Annotated in this window: 19 protein-coding genes; 14 read left to right on the top strand and 5 right to left on the bottom strand. The window is 71.5% G+C overall.

Annotated elements, in window-relative coordinates:
* Positions 1 to 124: 124 nt before the first annotated feature.
* On the top strand, positions 125 to 1,777 hold the full coding sequence (locus tag JOD63_RS08645) for a sensor histidine kinase (RefSeq protein WP_045276143.1): 1,653 nt from the start codon (positions 125 to 127) through the stop codon (positions 1,775 to 1,777).
* Positions 1,774 to 2,931, top strand: a complete 1,158-nt coding sequence (locus JOD63_RS08640; RefSeq protein ID WP_045276144.1) for a nucleotidyl cyclase domain-containing protein — start codon at positions 1,774 to 1,776, stop codon at positions 2,929 to 2,931. The genes JOD63_RS08645 and JOD63_RS08640 overlap by 4 nt, the downstream gene beginning before the upstream one ends.
* Here JOD63_RS08640 and JOD63_RS08635 read toward each other — a convergent pair.
* Positions 2,921 to 3,460, bottom strand: a complete 540-nt coding sequence (locus JOD63_RS08635) for a hypothetical protein (RefSeq protein ID WP_245243887.1) — start codon at positions 3,458 to 3,460, stop codon at positions 2,921 to 2,923. The genes JOD63_RS08640 and JOD63_RS08635 overlap by 11 nt on opposite strands.
* Before the next feature lie 175 nt (positions 3,461 to 3,635).
* On the opposite strand from JOD63_RS08635, the gene miaB reads away from it, so the two are divergent.
* The 4 genes from miaB to dapF all read left to right on the top strand — a co-directional run bounded on the left by miaB (position 3,636) and on the right by dapF (position 7,514).
* Positions 3,636 to 5,195, top strand: a complete 1,560-nt coding sequence (gene miaB, locus JOD63_RS08630; RefSeq protein WP_045276191.1) for a tRNA (N6-isopentenyl adenosine(37)-C2)-methylthiotransferase MiaB — start codon at positions 3,636 to 3,638, stop codon at positions 5,193 to 5,195.
* Positions 5,192 to 6,148, top strand: a complete 957-nt coding sequence (miaA, locus tag JOD63_RS08625) for a tRNA (adenosine(37)-N6)-dimethylallyltransferase MiaA (RefSeq protein ID WP_245618012.1) — start codon at positions 5,192 to 5,194, stop codon at positions 6,146 to 6,148. The genes miaB and miaA overlap by 4 nt, the downstream gene beginning before the upstream one ends.
* Positions 6,145 to 6,567, top strand: coding sequence for a GNAT family acetyltransferase (locus JOD63_RS08620; RefSeq protein WP_045276192.1), 423 nt, complete (start codon positions 6,145 to 6,147; stop codon positions 6,565 to 6,567). The genes miaA and JOD63_RS08620 overlap by 4 nt, the downstream gene beginning before the upstream one ends.
* Positions 6,568 to 6,641: 74 nt before the next feature.
* Positions 6,642 to 7,514 (top strand): diaminopimelate epimerase, encoded by an 873-nt coding sequence (gene dapF / locus JOD63_RS08615; protein ID WP_045276147.1) that lies wholly within the window; start codon positions 6,642 to 6,644, stop codon positions 7,512 to 7,514.
* A gap of 54 nt (positions 7,515 to 7,568) precedes the next feature.
* Here the strand turns inward: dapF and JOD63_RS08610 are convergent, their stop codons facing one another.
* Positions 7,569 to 8,210: a class I SAM-dependent methyltransferase gene (locus JOD63_RS08610; RefSeq protein ID WP_045276148.1), complete on the bottom strand. Its 642-nt coding sequence runs from the start codon at positions 8,208 to 8,210 to the stop codon at positions 7,569 to 7,571.
* Positions 8,211 to 8,360: 150 nt separating this feature from the next.
* On the opposite strand from JOD63_RS08610, the gene hflX reads away from it, so the two are divergent.
* Entirely contained in the window at positions 8,361 to 9,878 is a 1,518-nt protein-coding gene (gene hflX, locus JOD63_RS08605) for a GTPase HflX (RefSeq protein ID WP_045276149.1), read from the top strand.
* Positions 9,879 to 9,884: 6 nt separating this feature from the next.
* Here the strand turns inward: hflX and JOD63_RS08600 are convergent, their stop codons facing one another.
* The gene (locus JOD63_RS08600; RefSeq protein ID WP_045276150.1) at positions 9,885 to 11,798 is read right to left on the bottom strand and encodes an alpha/beta hydrolase family protein; all 1,914 of its coding nucleotides are present in this window, start codon (positions 11,796 to 11,798) and stop codon (positions 9,885 to 9,887) included.
* Between the two features lie 317 nt (positions 11,799 to 12,115).
* On the opposite strand from JOD63_RS08600, the gene JOD63_RS08595 reads away from it, so the two are divergent.
* Positions 12,116 to 13,069: a methylenetetrahydrofolate reductase gene (locus JOD63_RS08595; RefSeq protein ID WP_045276151.1), complete on the top strand. Its 954-nt coding sequence runs from the start codon at positions 12,116 to 12,118 to the stop codon at positions 13,067 to 13,069.
* A gap of 124 nt (positions 13,070 to 13,193) precedes the next feature.
* Here the strand turns inward: JOD63_RS08595 and JOD63_RS08590 are convergent, their stop codons facing one another.
* Positions 13,194 to 14,801, bottom strand: a complete 1,608-nt coding sequence (locus tag JOD63_RS08590) for a hypothetical protein (protein WP_052682530.1) — start codon at positions 14,799 to 14,801, stop codon at positions 13,194 to 13,196.
* 47 nt (positions 14,802 to 14,848) lie between these two features.
* Positions 14,849 to 15,529 carry a transcriptional repressor LexA gene (gene lexA / locus JOD63_RS08585; RefSeq protein ID WP_045276152.1) on the bottom strand — a complete coding sequence of 227 codons (681 nt, stop codon included), beginning with the start codon at positions 15,527 to 15,529 and terminating at the stop codon, positions 14,849 to 14,851.
* A gap of 267 nt (positions 15,530 to 15,796) precedes the next feature.
* On the opposite strand from lexA, the gene JOD63_RS08580 reads away from it, so the two are divergent.
* Genes JOD63_RS08580 through JOD63_RS08555 form a run of 6 tightly spaced genes read left to right on the top strand, consistent with a single transcriptional unit; the run spans position 15,797 to position 20,178 of the window.
* The gene (locus tag JOD63_RS08580; protein ID WP_045276153.1) at positions 15,797 to 16,189 is read left to right on the top strand and encodes a LysM peptidoglycan-binding domain-containing protein; all 393 of its coding nucleotides are present in this window, start codon (positions 15,797 to 15,799) and stop codon (positions 16,187 to 16,189) included.
* Between the two features lie 51 nt (positions 16,190 to 16,240).
* Positions 16,241 to 17,335, top strand: a complete 1,095-nt coding sequence (locus tag JOD63_RS08575; RefSeq protein ID WP_211088079.1) for a histidinol-phosphate transaminase — start codon at positions 16,241 to 16,243, stop codon at positions 17,333 to 17,335.
* Complete coding sequence (gene hisB, locus JOD63_RS08570) at positions 17,332 to 17,940, top strand: imidazoleglycerol-phosphate dehydratase HisB (RefSeq protein WP_045276155.1); 609 nt, start codon at positions 17,332 to 17,334, stop codon at positions 17,938 to 17,940. The genes JOD63_RS08575 and hisB overlap by 4 nt, the downstream gene beginning before the upstream one ends.
* Complete coding sequence (hisH, locus tag JOD63_RS08565; RefSeq protein ID WP_045276156.1) at positions 17,937 to 18,596, top strand: imidazole glycerol phosphate synthase subunit HisH; 660 nt, start codon at positions 17,937 to 17,939, stop codon at positions 18,594 to 18,596. The genes hisB and hisH overlap by 4 nt, the downstream gene beginning before the upstream one ends.
* Before the next feature lie 54 nt (positions 18,597 to 18,650).
* A complete protein-coding gene (gene priA / locus JOD63_RS08560) occupies positions 18,651 to 19,397 on the top strand; it encodes a bifunctional 1-(5-phosphoribosyl)-5-((5-phosphoribosylamino)methylideneamino)imidazole-4-carboxamide isomerase/phosphoribosylanthranilate isomerase PriA (RefSeq protein ID WP_045276157.1) in 747 nt (248 codons plus the stop codon).
* Complete coding sequence (locus JOD63_RS08555; RefSeq protein ID WP_045276158.1) at positions 19,381 to 20,178, top strand: SseB family protein; 798 nt, start codon at positions 19,381 to 19,383, stop codon at positions 20,176 to 20,178. The genes priA and JOD63_RS08555 overlap by 17 nt, the downstream gene beginning before the upstream one ends.
* Positions 20,179 to 20,259: the final 81 nt, after the last annotated feature.

Raw genomic sequence — 20,259 nt, 5'->3', positions numbered from 1 at the left:
CAACGGATGCTCCGTTCTCAATCGCCGCATCCGCAAGGTTTCCGCAAGAACTGCACAATGCGGCATCGGCGCCGCACCGCGGCGCGGGCCCGTTGCAGCAGAGCCGCCTCGATAGACTCGCGGGGTGACGGCCGGGGGGCGAGAGAAGTTGCAGGCGTTCGAGACGCCCGATTCGCGCACGCGATCCATCTGGCTGATGCAGCTCGTGCTCGGCGCCGCGACGGTCACGGTCGCCGCGTTGGCGACGGTGATCTCGCCGTGGATGTTCGGGATCTGGCACTTCACTGTCGGAGTTGTCGCGATCGTCGCGATCACGATGGCCGTGCTCGCCATCCCGTGGGCGCGTCGCAGCCAGTCCGCCGTGCTCGCCGTGCCGTTCCTCGACGCCCTCGCAATCGGCTTCGTCGCGAGCAACACCGAGCTGCGCCTGAGCTACCTGTGGATCCTCCCGGTCACGTGGGTGGCGCTGTACTTCGACTACCGCGCGCTGATCGGCATCCTCGCCTTGATCGGCGCGATCCTCTTCCTCGATTTCACGCTCAAGCCGGAGGGCATGACGGGCCTCAGGGTGTTCGTCGTCGGCATCTCGCTGCTGTTCACCGGCATCACCGCACGGTCGGTGATGCGCCAGACGCGGGCCCTGCGGCGGCTGCTGAGGCGCGAGGCCGGGCGGCTCAATCGCACGCTGGCGCGCCGATCGGCGCAGGAGCGGCGCACCACCGAGATCCTCAATGCCGTCGACGTCGGCGTGATGCGCATCTCCCGCGACGGGCAGGCGCGCACGGTCAACGAGGCGTACGTGAAGCTGTACGGCCTGGATCCGCTCGACACGAGTCTCCCCGCCCGCTCGATCGAGTACACGGCGCTGCGCGGCATGCCGATGCCGCCGTCCGAGCGCCCGTTCTCCCGCGCCGCCCGCGGCGAGACGTTCTCGGATGCCCGCGTGTGGCTCTACACTGCCGACGGTGCGTGGCGGGTGCTGTCGGTGAGCGCGAAGGCGCTGAGCACCGCCGACCGCGAGGAGTCGGGAATGCTCCTCATCGCGCAGGACGTCACCGTCATCACCCACGCCGAACGCGAGCGGGAGCGGCTCTCGGCGATCGCGAGCCATGAGCTGCGGCATCCGCTCACGACCATGATCGGGCACGCTGAGCTCGCGCTCGAGGTCGACGAGCTGACGCCTCGCCTGCAGGAGAGGTTCGAGGCGATCCTGCGGGCAAGCGAGCGGATGCTCGAGATGGCCGACAACATGCTCACGGGCTCCCGTCCCGCGTTCTCCGGGCGGGAGACGTACGACGACGTCGACCTGCGCAACGTGATCAGCGAATCGGTCGCCTCGTTCCGCCCGACCGCGCGTGCCCGCGACATCACCATCGATCTGCTGATCGAGACCGAGATACGCGCCGTCGTCGACGAATTCCGCATCCGGCAGGTGATCGACAACCTGGTCAGCAACGCGGTGAAGTACACGCCCGGCGGTGGAACGGTGAGCGTGGAGGCCGGGATCGAGGGCGACAGCGTGGCGGTGACCGTGTCGGACACGGGGATCGGGATCTCGGCCGAGGACCTGCCGAAGATCATGACGCCGTACTTCCGTGCCGAAGACGCGAAGGAGACGGCCGGGGGAACCGGCCTCGGTCTCGGCATCACCCACACGATCATCTCGGAGCACGGCGGCACGATCGTGTTCGACAGCGAACCGGGCGAAGGCACCACGGCGACGGTTCGGCTGCCGCGCGCTCGGGCAGAGGCACGCACGCGGGAGGCGATCTCATGATCACCCTCGATTCGACGGAGGAGTGGCTCGGGGCCGCGCAGACGGCGGTGACGACGCTCGCGACGCTCCTCACCATCGGGCTGGCGTTCCTCGCGCGGCCGAGCCGCGCCACCCTGTTCTGGTCGCTGTCGTTCGTGCTGGCGATGGCGGCGTCGTTCTGCCTGACCGCTGGAACCGTCACCGAGAACGAGATCCTCCGTCGTGCCGCGCTCGGGGCGCTGATGGGCGCGCCCGCGCTCCTGTGGAGCGGCTTCCGCTTCCGGTGGGGTGAGGCGGCGCTGCCCTGGCTCGGTCCCGTCGTGTCGATCGGTGCCGCGGTCGCCTTCGTCGCCGTCGGCGACGGCGACGGCTTCGGCATCGCCTATCGTGCGGGCTTCCTGGTGTCATCGCTCACCGCCGGTCTCCTCGCCGTCGACATCCTGCGCAGCCGGCATCATCGTGACGCCGTCGCGGTGCCGCTCGCTGTGGCGTCGGCGCTCTTCCTCATGCTCGGCGTCGCTTCTGCATCGGGCCTCGTCATCGACTCGACGGCCGGCGCAGATCAGTTCGCCCTCCTGCGTCCGCTCGCCGGTCTCGGGATGCTCGCCTATGTGACCGCCGCGGTCGCCGCCGCCGTCGGGCTCGCCCGCGCGGACGCGCAGGCGAGCCGTGCCCTGCCGTCGCACGACGCCTGGGACGGGTTCGTCGCGGCAGCGCAGGCGCGGCTCGACACCGCGAAGGCGACGGGCGAACGTGCGTCGGTGGTGCTGGTGCAGCTCGACGACATGGCCGAGATCCGTCAGACAGTGGGATCGACCGCGCTGCGCAGTCTCCTCGGCCGGTTCGAGGCGATGGTGCGGGCATCCCTCCCGGAGAACGCCCCCGTCGGGTCGCCGGAGGAGGGCGCCGTGGTGTTCGTCATCGCGGAGCGCAGCGCCGAGGTGCGGGAGCGCCTGCGAAACCTGCTCGACGACGTCGCCGAGATCGAACTCGCGATCCAGCTGCCGATCCACCCGTCGGCGAGCATCGGGTGGGCGCCCACGCGGGTCGGCGGATTCGACGTCACCGTGCTGCTCTACATGGCGCGCATGGCATCGTCGCTGGCCTCGGAAGCCGGCGGCGACCGGTGGGAACGCGTCGGCGTCGCCGTCACCAATGCCCTGCTCAGCCCGTGATGGCGATCGTCAGTGTGTCGGTGGCCGTCTGCTTGGCGTACTCCGTCGACGTCGGCGTGGTCTGCACCAGGAAGTCGTAGGTGAACTGCAGCGTCACCGATTCCGCGTCCTCCGGCACGGGGCCTACGTTGAACGTCTGCGAGTAGCTGTACGGCGAGAGCACGAGGTAGCCCGGACTCACGGTGCTGGCGTCGACCTGCGGGCTGAGCGCTTCGAGCGGCCCGGTGGATGACGACGGCACGGCGATCATGGTCGCCTTCTGCAGATAGACCTTCTGACCGTCGTCGGGGGTGACCGTCGTGGTCATGCTGATGCTCACCGGCTTGACAGCGGTGGCGGTCCAGCGGTCCATCGACAGGGTCGACCAGTAGTCGACGGTCGCCGTCACCGCGCCGGCGACGAGTTCGCGCTGGGTGGAGCCGCTCGACAGGTCGTTCGGCACGGGCGTGGGCACCGCGGTGGACGTGGGCGTCGGCGTGCCCGTCGCGCCTGTATCCCAGGGCGGCGCGCTGCATCCGACGAGTGACATGGCCGCCACCATTCCGACGATGACCGTGTTGCGGACTCGATCCCGGTTTCGCATTGCACCCCCGCGCTCCGACACCCGGCACCCCGCCGGGTCCGGACAGTCTATGGGGTGCGTTCGTCGCGTCGGGGAGTCCGCGAGCCCGCTCCCAGTCCCGGCTCGTAGAATGGCGGGCATCATGACTTCCCCGTCCAGCACCCCGACGCTCATCGCGCCCTCCGAGGCCGCGCAGGGTGTCGACGGCCGGGCCCGCACCTACGAGGTGCGCACCTTCGGCTGCCAGATGAACGTCCACGACTCCGAGCGGCTGTCCGGGTCGCTCGAGAGCGCCGGCTATGTCCGGGCCGAGGCCGGCGTCGACGCCGACGTCGTCGTCATCAACACCTGCGCGGTGCGCGACAACGCGGCCGGCAAGCTTTACGGCACGCTGGGCCACCTCAAGTCGCGCAAGGACAAGCACGACGGCATGCAGATCGCCGTCGGCGGATGCCTGGCGCAGATGGACAAGGATGCCGTCCAGCAGAAGGCGCCGTGGGTCGACGTCGTCTTCGGCACGCACAACATGGGGTCGCTGCCGAGCCTGCTCGAGCGCGCGCGTCACAACGGCGAGGCCGAACTCGAGATCCTCGAGGCTCTCGAGGTGTTCCCGTCCACCCTGCCCACCAAGCGCGACAGCGTCCACAGCGGCTGGGTCTCGATCTCGGTCGGCTGCAACAACACCTGCACGTTCTGCATCGTGCCGCACCTGCGCGGCAAGGAGAAGGATCGCCGGCCGGGCGACATCCTGAACGAGATCCGCCTCCTCGTCGACGACGGCGCGATGGAGGTCACCCTCCTCGGCCAGAACGTCAACTCGTACGGCGTCGAGTTCGGCGACCGCCAGGCGTTCGGCAAGCTGCTGCGCGCGGCGGGCGAGATCCCGGGCCTCGAGCGCATCCGCTTCACGAGCCCGCACCCGGCCGCCTTCACCGACGACGTGATCGACGCGATGGCCGAGACTCCCGCCGTGATGCCGCAGCTGCACATGCCGCTGCAGTCGGGCAGCGACCGCATCCTCAAGGCGATGCGCCGTTCGTACCGCAGCGAGAAGTTCCTCGGCATCCTCGACCGGGTGCGCGAGAAGATGCCCGACGCCGCGATCTCGACCGACATCATCGTCGGGTTCCCGGGCGAGACCGACGAGGACTTCGAAGACACGATGCGCGTCGTCGAGAAGGCGCGCTTCGCCAGCGCCTTCACCTTCCAGTACTCGATCCGCGAGGGCACACCCGCGGCCACCATGCCCGACCAGGTGCCGAAGGCCGTCGTGCAGGAGCGCTACGAGCGCCTCGTGGCGCTGCAGGAGCGCATCTCGCTGGAGGAGAACCAGAAGCAGCTCGGACGCGAGCTCGAGGTGCTCGTCTCGACGGGCGAGGGCAAAAAGGATGCCGAGACGCATCGCCTGACCGGCCGCGCCGAAGACAACCGGCTGGTGCACTTCGAACTGCCCGCCGGTTCGCCCGTTCCGCGCCCCGGCGACGTGGTGTCGGTCGTGGTGACGCACGCCGCGCCGTTCCACCTGCTCGCCGACGCGCCCGACGGCGCCGCGCTGCGCATCCGCCGCACCCGTTCGGGCGACGCGTGGGACCGCAGCCAGGCCGAGTCGTGCGGCGTCCCGGCACCGACGCCGACAGCGGTCGGCGCCGACGGACGCCGCATGGTGGGCCTCGGCATCCCGACGCTGCGCATCGGCGAGTGACGCCACCGCCGGTGGGGGAGCGGGCGGAGGCGGAGCGCACGACCCCGCGCCTGTGGGCCGTCGTCGGCGCCACAGGAACCGGCAAGACCGCCTTCTCGCTCGACCTCGCCGAGGCGCTCGCCGCGAGCGGTCGCGGCGCAGAGATCGTCAACGCCGACGCGATGCAGCTGTATCGCGGCATGGACATCGGCACGGCGAAGCTCCCCGAAGCCGAGCGCCGGGGCATCCCGCACCATCTCTTCGACGCCCTGGATGTCACCGACGAGGCGGCCGTCGCCTGGTACCAGGATGCGGCGCGCACCACGATCGCCGGCATCCACGCCCGGGGGGCCGACGCGATCCTCGTGGGCGGCTCGGGGCTGTACGTGTCGAGCGTGGTGTTCGACTTCCGGTTCCCCCCGCACGACGACGCGCTGCGCGCCGAGCTGGAGGCGGAGCTCGCCGCCCACGGCGCAGGGATGCTGTTCGCCCGGCTCCGAGAGCTCGACCCGGCGACCGCCGAGCGCATCGATCCGCACAACGGGCGGCGCATCGTGCGCGCACTCGAGGTGCTCGCGCAGGGAGAGAAGACGCACGGCGCGGCCCTGCCCGACGAGCCGACGCTCTGGCATGAGCCGACGAGGATCGTCGGCGTGGCCATGCCGCGCGAGCAGCTCGTCGCGCGGCTCGACGAGCGCGTGCTCGGCATGTGGGAGGACGGACTGCTGACCGAGGTGGAGCGGCTGCGGGCGGTGGGGCTCGAGGACGGTGTGACGGCGCGCCGCGCGATCGGGTACGCGCAGGCGCTGGCCCAGCTGCGTGGCGAGCAGTCCGAAGCCGACGCGATCGCCGAGACGCAGGCGCTGACCCGCCGCTATGCGCGACGACAGGTGTCGTGGTTCAAGCGCTACGCGATGACGCGCTGGGTCGATGCCGGGGCGGACGCCGCACCGCTGGCACACTCGTGGGCATGACTTTCGACATCCGGGCCTTCACCCTCGCCGACACCGAGTCGGTCGTGTCGCTCTGGCAGGAGGCGGGGCTCACGCGGGCGTGGAACGACCCGTACCAGGACATCCGGCGCAAGCTCACGGTGCAGCCCGAGCTGTTCCTCGTCGCCGTGGACGGCAGCGCCATCATCGGTACGGTCATGGCCGGATACGACGGGCACCGCGGATGGCTCTACTACCTCGCCAGCTCGCCCGCCCGCCGTGGCGAGGGCGTCGCGCGCCGACTGGTCGAGCATGCCGAGGAGCTGCTCCTCGGCATGGGGTGCCCGAAGGTGCAGCTGATGGTGCGGCCCGAGAACGGCATCGCCCGCGGGTTCTACGACGCGCTGGGCTACGAGCCCTTCGAGACCTGGAACACCGGCAAGCGGCTCATCGCGGACTGAGCGAGCGGGCGTCCGCTCGGACGCGCCCGTGACGTCAATCGCGTGCGGTGCCCGAGCGGCCGTAGGCTGGAGCAATGCCGCAGACCGTCTCGTTCACCAAGGGCCACGGCACCGGGAACGACTTCGTGATCATCCCCGACCCCGACGGGGTGCTCGACCTCACCGACGATCAGGTCGCGGTGCTGTGCGACCGGCGCTTCGGGATCGGCGGTGACGGCATCCTGCGTGTCGTCCGCGCGGCCGCGATCGACGAGGGCGCGGATGCCGCCGCAGCCGGCGCGGAGTGGTTCATGGACTACCGCAACGCCGACGGCTCGAAGGCCGAGATGTGCGGGAACGGCGTGCGCGTCTTCGTGCGCTACCTCACCGACGTCGCCTGGGCGTCGCTCGACGGCGGACCCCTCGCCATCGGCACCCGCGCGGGCGTCAAGACCGTCACCCGCAGCGACCTCGGGTTCGAGGTCGACCTCGGACCCTGGCGCGTCGAAGACGACGAGACGCTCGTGCGCACACGCGGCGGCGGCGCACCGCGTCCGGGACTCGGCATCGACGTCGGCAACCCGCACGTGGTGGTGGCGCTCCCCGACGAGGCGGAGCTCGAGGGCCTCGACCTCGCCGTGCAGCCGCAGCTGCACCCGCTGCCGCCCGCCGGAGCCAACATCGAGTTCGTGGTGCCGAGCGACCCACTGGTGCACGACGGCGTCGGCGGCATCCGCATGCGCGTCTTCGAGCGCGGCGTCGGCGAGACGCTCAGCTGCGGCACCGGCGTCGCGGCGGCGGCGCTCGCCGTACGGCATTGGGCGGGTCCGGCGGCCCCCGACCACTGGCGTGTCGACGTGCCCGGCGGAACGCTCGGCGTGCGCATGCCCGAGGTGCAGGGCGAGCGGCACGTGCTGCTGTCCGGCCCGGCGACGCTCGTCTACTCCGGCGAGGTCACGCTCGCCTGATCGGGACCTGGCCGCGTTCGCACGCGCGTGTGCCGCGGTCCCGCACCGGCGTCCTCAGGGGAGGTCGATCGCCTCGCTCGGGGGCGACCCGTGGCGACGCACCTTGAGCACGCGGAAGCCCTTGGCCGTCGCTGCCCGGTGCACGCTGTAGCCCCTGTCGAAGGTGGTGGCGAGCCACCGCTGCAGCGAGTCCGACCCGAGGTTGCGCGAGACCACGAGCCAGGCGTCCGACCGCTCGTCGAGCCGCGGGATCCAGCGCTCGAGAAGTCCGTGCAGCTCGCTCTTCCCGACACGGATCGGCGGATTGGAGCGGATGCTGCGGAACACGACGTCGTCGGGCACCTCGTCGGGGGTGACCGCGCGCACGTTCTCGAGCCCGAGTTGCGCGGCGTTTCGCTGCACCAGGTCGAGCGCGCGCTCGTTCACGTCGACGGCCCACACCGTGGCGTGCGGCGCCTCGAGCGCCAGGCTCAGCGAGATCGGCCCCCAGCCGCAGCCGAGGTCGAGCAGATTGCCGCCCTGCGGCGGGAGCGGGGAATTCGCGAGGAGCACCGCGGTGCCGACGTCGAGGTGATCGGGACTGAAGACGCCGCCGGCGGTGGTGAGCTCGAGTGTCTGACCGGCGAGGGTCACGGTGACGCGGCGGAGGTTCTCAGCACTCGCAGGGGACGCGCTGAAGTAGTGGTCGTTCCCCATGGCAGTCGAGCGTAGCGGAGGAGGTCCCGTTCACGGGAGCGCGTTCGCGATTCCGATGTTCGGAGCACACCGGCACCGGGGCGGGCTAGAATTCACGGATGCCGCGAACCGGCCGATGAGCGGCGGAAACGGCATCCGCGAAAGGAACACATGACGGATACGACGACCCCCCAGAGCACCGACGAGTCGCCGGTGGACCCGGTCGACCGGGTGCTCTCGCGCGCCGAGGCGCGGTCGGGGGTCCGCCTGTTCGGCGGCGCACAGGCGCTGCAGGATCAGGCGACCGTCGGGCGCGCGGACAGCGACGGCGAGCAGTGGGACCGCGAGGAGCGCGCAGCGCTGCGGCGCGTGCCCGGTCTGTCGACCGAGCTCGAAGACGTCACCGAGGTCGAGTACCGCCAGCTGCGCCTCGAGAACGTGGTGCTCGTCGGTGTGCACCCGCAGGGGGCGACCGAAGACGCCGAGAACTCCCTCCGCGAGCTCGCCGCGCTCGCCGAGACGGCGGGCGCCGTCGTGCTCGACGGCGTGCTGCAGCGCCGGCCGAACCCCGACCCCGCCACCTACGTCGGCCGCGGCAAGGCCGACGAGCTGCGCGACATCGTCGCGGCGGTCGGCGCCGACACCGTCATCGCCGACACGGAGCTCGCACCGAGCCAGCGCCGCGCGCTCGAAGACGTGGTCAAGGTCAAGGTCATCGATCGCACCACCGTGATCCTCGACATCTTCAGCCAGCACGCGAAGAGCCGCGAGGGCAAGGCGCAGGTCGAACTCGCCCAGCTCGAATACCTGCTCCCGCGCCTGCGCGGCTGGGGTGACTCGATGAGCCGACAGGCCGGTGGCCAGGTCGGCGCCGGCGGAGCCGGAATGGGATCGCGCGGTCCCGGTGAGACGAAGATCGAGCTCGACCGTCGCCGCATCCGCACCAAGATGGCCCTGCTGCGCAAGCAGATCCGCGACTTCGCGCCCGCGCGTGACGCGAAGCGGGCCGAGCGCAAGCGCAACACGATCCCGTCGGTGGCGATCGCCGGTTACACGAACGCCGGCAAGTCGAGCCTGCTGAACCGGCTCACGAGCGCCGGAGTGCTCGTCGAGAACGCGCTGTTCGCGACGCTGGATGCCACGGTGCGCCGCTCGCAGACCGACGACGGCCGCATCTTCACCCTGACCGACACGGTGGGCTTCGTGCGCAATCTGCCGCACCAGCTCGTCGAGGCCTTCCGCTCGACGCTCGAAGAGGTCGGCCAGGCCGACGTGATCGTGCACGTGGTCGACGGCTCGCACCCCGATCCGGCGGCGCAGCTCGCCACGGTGCGCGACGTGATCGGCGACGTGGGCGCCCGCGACATCCCCGAGATCGTGGTGTTCAACAAGGCCGACCTCATCGACGACGACACGCGGCTGCTGCTGCGCGGACTCGAGCCGAAGGCGGTGTTCGCATCGTCGCGCACCGGCGAGGGCATCGACGAGCTGCGTGAGCTCGTCGAGGAGACGCTCCCCGTGCCGGCGGTCGAGATCCGCGCCGTCGTGCCGTACGACCGTGGTGATCTGGTCTCGGCGGTGCACGAGCACGGCATGCTGCTCTCGCAGACGCACGAGGAGGCCGGGACGGTCATCCACGCGCGCGTCGGCGAGCTGCTGGCGGCGCGCCTGGCCCCGTTCGCGGTCTGACGCGGATCAGTCGAGCGCGATCGGCGCGAGCCCGTCGGGCTCGAAGCCGAGCACGCGGCCGAGGAAGGCGACCTCCGCCTCCAGCTGCCGGGTGACCGTCTCGGCGCGCCGGAAGCCGTGACCCTCGCCCTCGAACGCGAGGTACGCGTGGGCCACCCCGTTGCTGCGGAGGGCGTCTCGCACGGCCTCGGACTGCGAGGGCGGGACCACCTCGTCTTCGAGACCCTGCTCGATGAGCATCGGGGTCGTCATCCGATCGAGGTGCGAGAGCGGGGACCGCGCGATGTAGACGTCCTCGGCCGCGGGCAGCGGCCCGACGAGGCCGTCGAGATAGCGCGCCTCGAAGTCGTGGGTGTCGGCTGCGAGGCGGCGCAGATCGGCGACGCCGTAGCGTGAGATGCCTGCTGCGAACAGATCGGATGCAGCGAGGGTGCACAGCACCGTCCAGCCGCCGGCCGATCCGCCGGCGATCGCGAGACGCGCCGGGTCGGCGATGCCCGCGGCCGCGAGGCCGGAGGCGGCGGCGACGGTGTCTTCGACGTCGACGACGCCCCAGGTGCCGAGCAGGCGCTCCCGGTACGCGCGCCCGTAGCCGCTCGACCCGCCGTAGTTCACATCGAGCACCCCGATCCCGCGGCTGGTGAAGTAGGCGATCTTGGGGGAGACGGCACCCGCCACGTGCGACGTCGGCCCGCCGTGGACGAGCACGAGGTAGGGCGGCTGCTCGTCGCCCGGCGCCGCGACGTCAGGATTGGTGGGCGGGTAGACGAAGGCGTGCACCGGACCGTTCGGGCCGTCGACCGACACGGCGCGGGGGCGCGGCATCCATCCCTCGTCCCACTGCGTCTCGCCGCCGCGCACGACGGCCGCGCGATCCGGCGCGTCGACGTCGACCTCCCAGAGCCCCGCAGGCACGGTGCTCCCGGCGCCCGAGATGAGCACCCGGGTTCCGCGGACGCTCTCGATGGCAGCTCCCGCCGTGATCGGCAGTGCGAGGTCGCGCTCGGTTCCCGCACTCGGGTCGATGACGACGATGCGGTCGGCGCCGTTCGTCTGCACGGCGACGAAGCGACCGTCGTCGAGCGGGGCGTACCATCTCACGCCCAGAGACCACAGCGGGCCGCCGGTGTCGGCGTCGGCCTCGACGACGGGGGAGTGATCCAGCGACGCCGACAGGTGCACGCGCCGCAGGTTCCAGCGCCCCGTCGGGTCGTCGAGATAGGCGAGATCGTCGGGCCCGAGCCACTCCGGCTGGAGTCCTGCGGTGGTGCCCCCGGCCACGGTGGTCCATTCCGCGACCGTGTTCTCGGCGAGGCGCCCCACTCGCACCTCGGCGCGATCCCACGGCATCGCGGGGTGGTTCCAGGCGACCCACGCGAGGTGCGTCGCGCCCGGCGAGAGGGCGGGCTGGGCGAGGAAGTCGGAATCACCCACGAGGTCTGTCACCACGAGCGAGCCGTCCAGCGCGATCGTCACGATGTCGCGCGGGGGAACCGGCGAGCCGTCGTGCCGCTCGCGGACGGCGACGAGCAGCCCCTCCGCGAAGACCAGCCCGCCGAACCGCGACATCCCATCGGCGGGGGTCAGTGCGCGCGGCTCCTCTCCTGGGCGCAGCGCCCACACGCGCTGATCCGCCTTCTCGACGAACAGGAGCACGCCGTCGTCGGTGGCCGTCCACGCGCCGCCCCCGTACTCGTGCACGCGCGAGCGGGCATTCCACGGGTCGGGGAGCACATCGGCGACCGAGCCGTCGGAGCGTCGTCGCCGCACAGCTGTGCGGCCGCCCTCGCCGGGCACGGTCTCGCCCCACCAGATCTCGTCGCCGACGAAGCGGGCGCCTTCGATGCGCGGAGCGGCGGCGGCGACGGCGGCTGCGGACAGCGGCGACGGCCAGGAACCATAGGGAAGTGCCCGGGACATGCTTCCACGCTACGCGTCGGCGACGGTCCGCGGCATCCGCCGGAACGCCGGACTCGCGGGGCTGACCCCGGCTGCCGGCGATACGCGTGGCGCGAGGCGGCGACGCCGACCGCGAAACACACCGTCACACGTGTCCCGCGCCCAGCAGGCTCCGCTACCGTGGAGGCATCGTCGCCCGATCGTGAGAGTCATCCGCGGTCCGGGCAGGAGCGGCAGCCGAGCCCGACACCCGCCCGCGATTCTTCCGCCCCCGCCGATCGGCGCGGCGGACAGTCCGCGGCCGTCCGGCTCGGACCCGCCCTGACCCGGAGCACGACATGCCGATCGACCTCAGCGCACCACCGGTGCCGTTCTCGTTCGAGGTGTACCCGCCGCGCACCGCCGAGCGGATCCCCGCGCTGCACGAGACCATCCGCCACCTGGCGGCGTCGGGTCCGCGCTTCATCTCCGTGACGTACGGGGCCGGCGGATCGACCGGGGGCCGCTCTCTCGAGCTGCTGCGCCACATCCTCGACACCACCGGTACGGTGCCGCTCGCGCACCTCACCTGCGTCGGCAGCACCTACGCCCAGGCGAACGCGCTCATCCGCGAGTTCCTCGACGCCGGCATCACGAGCTTCCTCGCGCTGCGCGGCGACCCGCCGGAAGGCGTCAGCGAAGACGAGGTCTTCCTCGGCGACCTCGAGAGCGCCGCGCAGCTCGCCCAGCTGATCGACCGCGTGCAGGCCGAGCGGTCGCCGTACATCGAGCGCGACATCCCGGGCGTCCCCGGCGCCGCGCGGGTGGAAGGCCGACGCAAGGCCGACATCGCCGTCGCGGCGTTCCCGAACGGCCACCCGCGGTCGCGGCATCCGCGCGATCACATCGACGCGCTGCTCGCCAAGCAGGCGGCCGGGGCGACGCTCGCGATCACCCAGCTGTTCTTCCACGCCGACGACTACCTGAGCTTCGTCGCGAAGTGCCGTGCGGCCGGGGTGACCATCCCGATCCTCCCCGGCATCATGCCGATCACCTCGCCTGCGCGGCTGCGCCGCACCCTCGAACTCAGCGGCGAGAAGCTGCCCAGCGATCTCGCGATCGCCCTCGAGGTGGAGCCGACCGCGCACGGTCAGCGCGAGATCGGCATCGCGCACGCGGCGGCGCTCGCCCGAGCCGTCGTCGACGGCGGCGCCCCCGGGGTGCACCTCTACGCCTTCAACAACCACGACACGGTCCTCGCGGTGCTCCGCGAGGCGGGCATCCTCAGCCTCGAACAGGAGCGCACAGGGTGACCCTCACCGCCGTTCCCTTCCCGCGCGGCACGGCGGGCTGAAGGACCCGCGGCTGTGGCGCGATCGTCCCGTCGCCGAGCACCCTCGTCGCAGCCGCGCGCGCGGAGCGCGAGACGACCTGCGCCTAGCCCGTCGCGCCGCCCTTCGGGGCGCGCCCCTTCGCTGTACCGGATGCCGGGGACTCAGGGGCCTCGGCATCCGCCGTCTCTGCGGCGCCGGACTCCGTGTCAGCGGGAGCCGCAGCCGCGTGCTGGGCCGCGGTCGGCTCGAGAAGGTCATCGGGCAGCGGCAGCGTGTCGCCCGCCGTGTCGTCGCCCGGCGTCGTGACGATGACCGTCGCGTCTACGGGCTCCGCGGCGGCGACGTCGGCGTCCTCGACGATCGTCACGGCCTCGTCGGGGCGCACCTGCACGAGCTCCGTCAGCCACCAGACGACCAGCCACACGATCACGACGAGGAACACGTCGGCGAGCGACAGCGGCCGCAGCAGGATCAGCCAGAGCACCGCGAGCACGGCGAGCACGACGCGCACGAGCACGCGCTGCGCATACATCCACGCGCCGAAGCCGCCGGTGTCGAGGCCGTGGCCGCGTACCGAGCCGCGCAGGCCCGAGTTGACAGACGCGACCCCGTCGCGCGTGGCGCGAGCGCCGCGCCAGCGGCCGGAGAGCCAGCCGATGACGATGAGCAGCAGGCCGAGCACGATGAAGACGGTCGCCGTGTCGCGCATGTCGCCCGTGACCTGCTGGTAGATCGAGGCGAGGGCGGCCGACGAGACGCCGAGGTTCGGGGCGCTGAGAGCGAGCACCGATCCCGCGATCGCCAGGGCGATCGACAGCACGCCCGCCCCGACCGTGATGCCCACGCCGGTGCCCAGGAGCGCCGTCGACCGGCGACGCGCGATGAGGATGCCCGCGAGGAAGAGCACCAGGGCGATGACGGGCATCCACCAGCCGGCGGCGACGGCGAGGTTGTAGACGGTGCCGACGATGGCGAGCGCGTCGCTCTGCGCGACGACGATGGTCTTCTCGATGACCGGGATCGATGAAGCGAAGCCGATGCCGCGGTCGATGAGCCGCTCCTTGACCTCTTCGATGATGGGGGCGAGCTGGATGCCGAGTTCGCCGCCGTCGCCGATGACGACGGCCCCGTTCGCCGTTCCGCCGGCGGCCACGGCCTCGAGGGCGCGGTGGCTGGCACGCAGCGTCGTCTCCCACACATCGGCGAAGGCGTCGGACTCGACGAGCCTGGTCACAGTCGTGTCGACGAGCCCCTGCAGTCCCTGTGCCGCGGGCGCGCGGAGCAGCTCGAGCGCGTCGAGGGCGCGCGGCGGGAGGTCGAGCCCCTGCAGCCCGTCGAACAGGTCGTCGGTGACGCCCTCGAGGTCGATCGACTCGTCGATCGCGGTCGTCACCTGATCGGCGACGAGCGCCTGCACGTGCGGGTCGTCGGCGAGGGGCGCGAACGTCTCGACGAAGCGCGTCTCGTCGACGAGTTCGAGCCGGGCCCACGCCGTGACGATCGACACGGGCACGAGGATCGTCGCGATGACGATGCACAGCGCGGAGAGGAACGCCCGCCAGCGGCTGCCGGCGGCCTTGGCGCGCTGGGGCGCCGTGGGAGACGCCTCGCCCGCGGTGAGTCGGGCGTTCTCAGCCTCGAGTTCGCGGATGCGGGCCGCGAGGGCGGCATTGTCGGCGAGGGGCTGCGTAGGGGCGGCGGCATCCGTCATGGCGCCATTGTGGCGCACATCGGGCGCTCCGTGCACCGGCCCCGCGGTCAGACGGCGCGCAGGATCGCGACGACCTTGCCGAGAACGGTCGCATCGTCGCCCAGGATCGGCTCGAAAGCCGAGTTGCGGGGGAGCAGCCAGGTGTGGCCGTCGCGCTGGCGGAACGTCTTGACGGTGGCTTCGCCGTCGAGCATGGCGGCGACGATGTCGCCGTTCTCCGCGGTGGGCTGCGAGCGGACCACGACCCAGTCGCCGTCGCAGATCGCGGCGTCGATCATCGACTCGCCCGACACCTTGAGCATGAACAGGTCGCCCTTGCCGACGAGCTGACGGGGGAGGGGGAACACCTCTTCGACGTGCTGGTCGGCCGTGATGGGCACGCCGGCGGCGATGCGGCCGACGAGGGGCACCAGCGCGGCGTCGCCGACGGCGGGGGCGGTGTCGGCCGGATTCTCGACCGAGGCGCCCGGGAGGTCGATGAGCACCTCCATCGCACGGGTCTTGCCGGCGTCGCGCCGCAGGTAGCCGCTCAGCTCGAGCTGGTTGAGCTGATGGGTGACGCTCGAGAGCGACTTGAGGCCCACTGCGTCGCCGATCTCGCGCATGCTCGGCGGGTAGCCGTGCCGCGCGATCGAGCGCTGGATGACCTCGAGGATCGCCAGCTGCTTGTCGCTGAGGCTCTTGCGCCGCCGCGTCTGCGGCTTCTCACGCCCGCCGGTGTCGCTCATGTGCCGCTCCTGTCGGATGGACCGGACCTCGGCCGGCTGCACCGGTATTCGAATGTCGGAGGTCCGTGGTGTGGTTCTCGTGTCGAAACCGTATCCGATTCGGATGCCGGCATCGCGGACCCGCTCCGCGTGTCGTGTTCGATCAACCGACCTCGGTTTCGATGCTTGACACCCTACAGACTCGAAGATACATTCGGAAGAGAAGTTCGCATCGGCCACTCCCGGCCGAGCGGCCGATGCGAACCTCTCACCACCAGAGGAGGAGCCATGACCGCGATCGCCGTCACCGCACCCACGTTCCGCACCACGGCGCCGACCCTGCGCAGCCCGCGCACGCGGCTGCGCCTCACGCTGCGCGGACGCCGCGTGCTCGCACTCCTCGCCGCGCTGCCGGCGGTCATCGCCCTCAGCGCCGCGGTGATCAGCGGCGGCGCCGCGATCGCCACCCGCGACGCGGGAGCCGTCGCGGGCACGTTCACCACGGTGACCGTCGGCGTGGGCGACACGCTCTGGTCGATCGCCGAAGAGGTCGCGCCTCAGGCCGACCCCCGCGATGTCGTCGACGCGATCGTGCGTCTGAACGCCCTTGACGGGGCGACTCTTCTCGTCGGCGACCAGGTCGCCCTCCCGCTCGAGTACGCGCCCAGCGCCGAGAAGTGACGTCTGCACGGCGTCCTCGGCGACGAGCCGCATGCGACCGCTCGCTCTACGATGGGTGAGGTGACCGCCCGCCTGGAAGACCTGCCGATTCGTGACGATCTGCGCGGTATGACGCCGTACGGCGCGCCGCAGGTGCCGCTCCCGATCGCCCTCAACGTCAACGAGAACACCCACCCCGTTCCGCAGGAGGTGGCCGACGACATCGTCGACTCGATCGCGCGGGCCCTCCGTGAGGTGAACCGGTACCCCGACCGCGAGTTCACCGAACTCCGCGAGGGGTTCGCCGACTATCTGGGCCACGGGCTGACCCGTGAGCAGGTGTGGGCCGCGAACGGCTCGAACGAGGTGCTCCAGCACGTGCTGCAGGCTTTCGCCGGCCCCGGACGCACGGCCTTCGGCTTCGCGCCGACGTACTCGATGTATCCGCTGCTGGCGCGCGCCACCGGGGCGGACTGGATCGCCGGTCACCGGGCCGCCGACTACACGGTGTCGGCGCAGAGCGCTGCCGAGCAGGTCGCCGACGCGGCGCCCGATGTGGTGTTCCTCTGCGCGCCGAACAATCCGACCGGCACCCCGCTCGGCCTCGACGTGATCGAGGCCGTGTACGACGCAACCGACGGTGTCGTGGTCGTCGACGAGGCGTACTTCGAGTTCGCGCCCCGTGAGGAGCGCTCGGCGCTCACCCTGCTTGCGGGGCGCGAGCGGCTTGTCGTGTCGCGCACCATGAGCAAGGCGTTCGCGTTCGCGGGGGCGCGCGTGGGCTACCTCGCCGCCGACCCTGCCGTGATCGACGCACTCCGCCTCGTGCGCCTGCCCTACCACCTGAGCGCACTCACGCAGGCGGCGGCCTCTGCGGCGCTGCGGCACGCTCCGACGATGCTGCGCATGGTCGACGACATCGTGCAGCAGCGTGACCGCATCTCGGCGACGCTCGAAGCGCTGGGGTACACGCCGCACGACTCCTGGACCAACTTCGTGCTCTTCGGCGACGTCGACGATCCCGCGGCGACCTGGCGCGCGTTGTACGACCGAGGAGTGCTCATCCGCGATGTCGGCATCCCGCACCACCTGCGTGTGACGGCCGGCACCGAGGCGGAGTCGACGGCGTTCCTCGAGGCACTCGCGTCGATAGACTCGCAGGCATGACCGCCGCACCCCGCACCGCGTCGCTCCGGCGCGCGACGAGCGAGTCCACCGTCGAGCTCGAGCTCGACCTCGACGGCACCGGGCGCAGTCGCATCGACAGCACGGTGCCCTTCTTCGACCACATGCTCACCGCGTTCGCCAAGCACTCGCTCACCGACCTCACGGTGCGCGCGTCAGGTGACACCGACATCGATGCGCACCACACCGTCGAGGACATCTCGATCGTGCTCGGCCAGGCGATCCGCGAGGCCCTCGGCGACAAGGCCGGCATCTCGCGGTACGGCGACGCGCTGGTGCCGCTCGACGAAGCGCTCGCGCAGGCCGTCGTCGACATCAGCGGGCGGCCTTACCTCGTGCATGAGGGCGAGCCGGCCGGGTTCGAGCACCACCTCATCGGCGGCCACTTCACCGGGTCGCTCGTGCGCCACACCTTCGAGGCGATCTCGTTCAACGCGGCGCTCACGGTGCACGTGCGCGTGCTGTCGGGGCGCGATCCGCACCACATCGCGGAGGCCGAGTACAAGGCGTTCGCGCGAGCCTTCCGTCAGGCGAAGGCTCTCGACCCGCTCGTCGAGGGGATCCCGAGCACCAAGGGCGCGCTATGACCGCGGGCGGCTCGAAGCCGCTCGTCGCCGTGCTCGACTACGGCTCCGGCAACGTGCACTCGGCCGTGAAGGCGCTGATCGCCGCAGGCGCCGATGCCCGGCTCACAGCGGATCGCGGACTCGTGATGGATGCCGACGGACTGCTCGTCCCCGGCGTCGGGGCGTTCCGTGCCGTGGCAGAGGCGCTCAAAGCGAGTCGCGGTGACGAGCTGATCGGCCGTCGCCTCGCCGGCGGCCGGCCGGTGCTCGGCATCTGCGTCGGCATGCAGGTGCTCTTCGAGCGCGGCGTGGAACGCGGCGTCGACACCGAAGGACTCGGGGAGTGGCCGGGCGTCGTCACCGAGCTCGATGCGCCGGTGCTGCCTCACATGGGCTGGAACACCGTCGACGCCGGCGAGGGCACGCGCCTGTTCCGCGGCGTCGAGGATGAGCGGTTCTACTTCGTCCACTCCTACGGCGCCCAGTCGTGGCCGATGGAGGCCCAGCGGCCCTTCGCCGAGCCGGTGCTCACCTGGTGCACCTACGGCGAGCCCTTCCTCGCCGCGGTCGAGAACGGTCCGCTCACGGCGACCCAGTTCCACCCCGAGAAGTCGGGCGACGCCGGAATACGGCTTCTCACGAATTGGCTCGACGGGCTCGGCACGGCTACCCTCTGAACTCGTGCCATCCCACGGGGCGATCGTCCTCGTGATCTGCCCGCACGAGGAGCCATGAACGATTTCGCGTCAACGCCCGAACTGATCCTGCTGCCCGCCGTCGACGTCGCCGACGGCAAGGCGGTGCGTCTCACCCAGGGTGAGGCGGGAACCGAGACCAGCTACGGCGATCCCGTCGACGCGGCCCTCGACTTCGCACGCCAGGGCGCGCAGTGGATCCACCTCGTCGACCTCGATGCGGCCTTCGGCCGTGGCAGCAACGCCGGCATCCTCCGCAAGGTGATCAAGCAGGTCAAGGGCGTTCAGGTCGAGCTGTCGGGCGGCATCCGCGACGACCGCACCCTCGAGGCGGCGCTCGAGAGCGGTGCTGCGCGCATCAACCTCGGCACCGCCGCACTCGAGAACCCCGAGTGGGCTGCCGACGTGATCGGCCGGTACGGCGACGTGATCGCTGTCGGTCTCGACGTGCGCGGCACGACGCTCGCCGCGCGCGGCTGGACTCGCGAGGGCGGCGACCTGTGGACGGTGCTCGACCGGCTCGAGTCGGCGGGCTGCAGCCGCTACGTCGTCACCGACGTCACCAAGGACGGCACCCTCCAGGGCCCGAATGTGGACCTCCTCCGCGAGATGACCTCGCGCACCCCGAAGCCGATCGTCGCTTCGGGCGGCGTATCGAGCCTCGACGACATCGCTGCGCTCCGCGACCTCGTGCCGCTCGGCGTCGAAGGGGCGATCGTGGGCAAGGCGCTGTACGCCGGTGCGTTCACGCTCGCCGAGGCGCTGGATGTCGCCGGACACTGACGACCACGGCGCGTGCGGCGACGCCCACGGGACGCCGGCCGATTCGGCCGGCGTCCCGTGGGAAGGGCGCAGCTTCCAGTCCAATCCGCACTCGGGCGACGACGGCTCTGCCGACCCGGCGCTGCTCGCGGCGCTCACCGCGTTCGTCGCCGGATCGGGCGACCAGGTCGCCGTCGTGGATGCCTACCGCTCTGCGCGCGTGCTGATCCCGCTCCTCGCGGAGCGGGGTGATGAGGGCGTCGGCCCGACCGGCCTCGTCGTCGACAAGACCCAGGAGCTGTCGATCGTCACGGTCGCGGCTCCCGACGGACGCCGGGTGCTTCCGGTGTTCTCGTCTGTCGAGGCGATGAGCCGATGGGATCCGACGGCTCGTCCGATCCCGGTCGACGGCGCGCGCGCCGCGCTCGCGGCATCCGCTGACGACACCGACCTCATCGTGATCGACCCGGCGTCGCCGACCGAGTTCGTCGTGCGCCGTCCTGCCGTCTGGGCGATCGCCCAGGGGCAGCCGTGGGAGCCGAGCTTCGTGTCGCCCGAGGTGTACGCCGGGCTGCACGAGAGCATCGGCGGCGAGCTGGGAGTGCTCGGCCTGGGCGTCGAGCCCGGTGACCCGACTGCGCGCCTGCGCGGCGCGGAGCTCGTCGTGCGCCTGCATCTCGTCGAAGGCCTCGAGAAGTCCGAGCTCGACGCCGTCCTCGCCCGCCTCGCCAAGCGCTGGGCCGCCGACGACCGCATCGCGGTGCTGGTCGACTCGCTGACGGTCAAGCTCGTCCGAGGCTGACACGACCGACGCTGTGACGCGTCCGCCGCCGTGGCAGGCGCCGGCACCGGTCGAAGGTCGACTCAGACGCACGTCGTGGGG

This window comes from Microbacterium terrae, from assembly GCF_017831975.1.
GTDB classification, from domain to species: domain Bacteria; phylum Actinomycetota; class Actinomycetes; order Actinomycetales; family Microbacteriaceae; genus Microbacterium; species Microbacterium terrae.
Note: the sequence above shows the minus strand (reverse complement) of the source record. Positions and strands in the feature narration are given on the sequence as shown.

What these genes read in the sequence shown, in the direction of transcription:
- JOD63_RS08595 (WP_045276151.1), top strand. Translation starts at nt 12,116, where the DNA reads ATGCCGATCGACCTCAGCGCACCACCGGTGCCGTTCTCGTTCGAGGTG.
- lexA (WP_045276152.1), bottom strand. Translation starts at nt 15,529, where the DNA reads ATGAGCGACACCGGCGGGCGTGAGAAGCCGCAGACGCGGCGGCGCAAG.
- JOD63_RS08580 (WP_045276153.1), top strand. Translation starts at nt 15,797, where the DNA reads ATGACCGCGATCGCCGTCACCGCACCCACGTTCCGCACCACGGCGCCG.
- JOD63_RS08590 (WP_052682530.1), bottom strand. Translation starts at nt 14,801, where the DNA reads ATGACGGATGCCGCCGCCCCTACGCAGCCCCTCGCCGACAATGCCGCC.
- JOD63_RS08610 (WP_045276148.1), bottom strand. Translation starts at nt 8,210, where the DNA reads ATGGGGAACGACCACTACTTCAGCGCGTCCCCTGCGAGTGCTGAGAAC.
- JOD63_RS08640 (WP_045276144.1), top strand. Translation starts at nt 1,774, where the DNA reads ATGATCACCCTCGATTCGACGGAGGAGTGGCTCGGGGCCGCGCAGACG.
- hflX (WP_045276149.1), top strand. Translation starts at nt 8,361, where the DNA reads ATGACGGATACGACGACCCCCCAGAGCACCGACGAGTCGCCGGTGGAC.
- JOD63_RS08635 (WP_245243887.1), bottom strand. Translation starts at nt 3,460, where the DNA reads ATGTCACTCGTCGGATGCAGCGCGCCGCCCTGGGATACAGGCGCGACG.
- JOD63_RS08575 (WP_211088079.1), top strand. Translation starts at nt 16,241, where the DNA reads ATGGGTGAGGTGACCGCCCGCCTGGAAGACCTGCCGATTCGTGACGAT.
- miaB (WP_045276191.1), top strand. Translation starts at nt 3,636, where the DNA reads ATGACTTCCCCGTCCAGCACCCCGACGCTCATCGCGCCCTCCGAGGCC.
- hisB (WP_045276155.1), top strand. Translation starts at nt 17,332, where the DNA reads ATGACCGCCGCACCCCGCACCGCGTCGCTCCGGCGCGCGACGAGCGAG.
- JOD63_RS08600 (WP_045276150.1), bottom strand. Translation starts at nt 11,798, where the DNA reads ATGTCCCGGGCACTTCCCTATGGTTCCTGGCCGTCGCCGCTGTCCGCA.
- hisH (WP_045276156.1), top strand. Translation starts at nt 17,937, where the DNA reads ATGACCGCGGGCGGCTCGAAGCCGCTCGTCGCCGTGCTCGACTACGGC.
- dapF (WP_045276147.1), top strand. Translation starts at nt 6,642, where the DNA reads ATGCCGCAGACCGTCTCGTTCACCAAGGGCCACGGCACCGGGAACGAC.
- priA (WP_045276157.1), top strand. Translation starts at nt 18,651, where the DNA reads ATGAACGATTTCGCGTCAACGCCCGAACTGATCCTGCTGCCCGCCGTC.
- JOD63_RS08555 (WP_045276158.1), top strand. Translation starts at nt 19,381, where the DNA reads ATGTCGCCGGACACTGACGACCACGGCGCGTGCGGCGACGCCCACGGG.
- JOD63_RS08620 (WP_045276192.1), top strand. Translation starts at nt 6,145, where the DNA reads ATGACTTTCGACATCCGGGCCTTCACCCTCGCCGACACCGAGTCGGTC.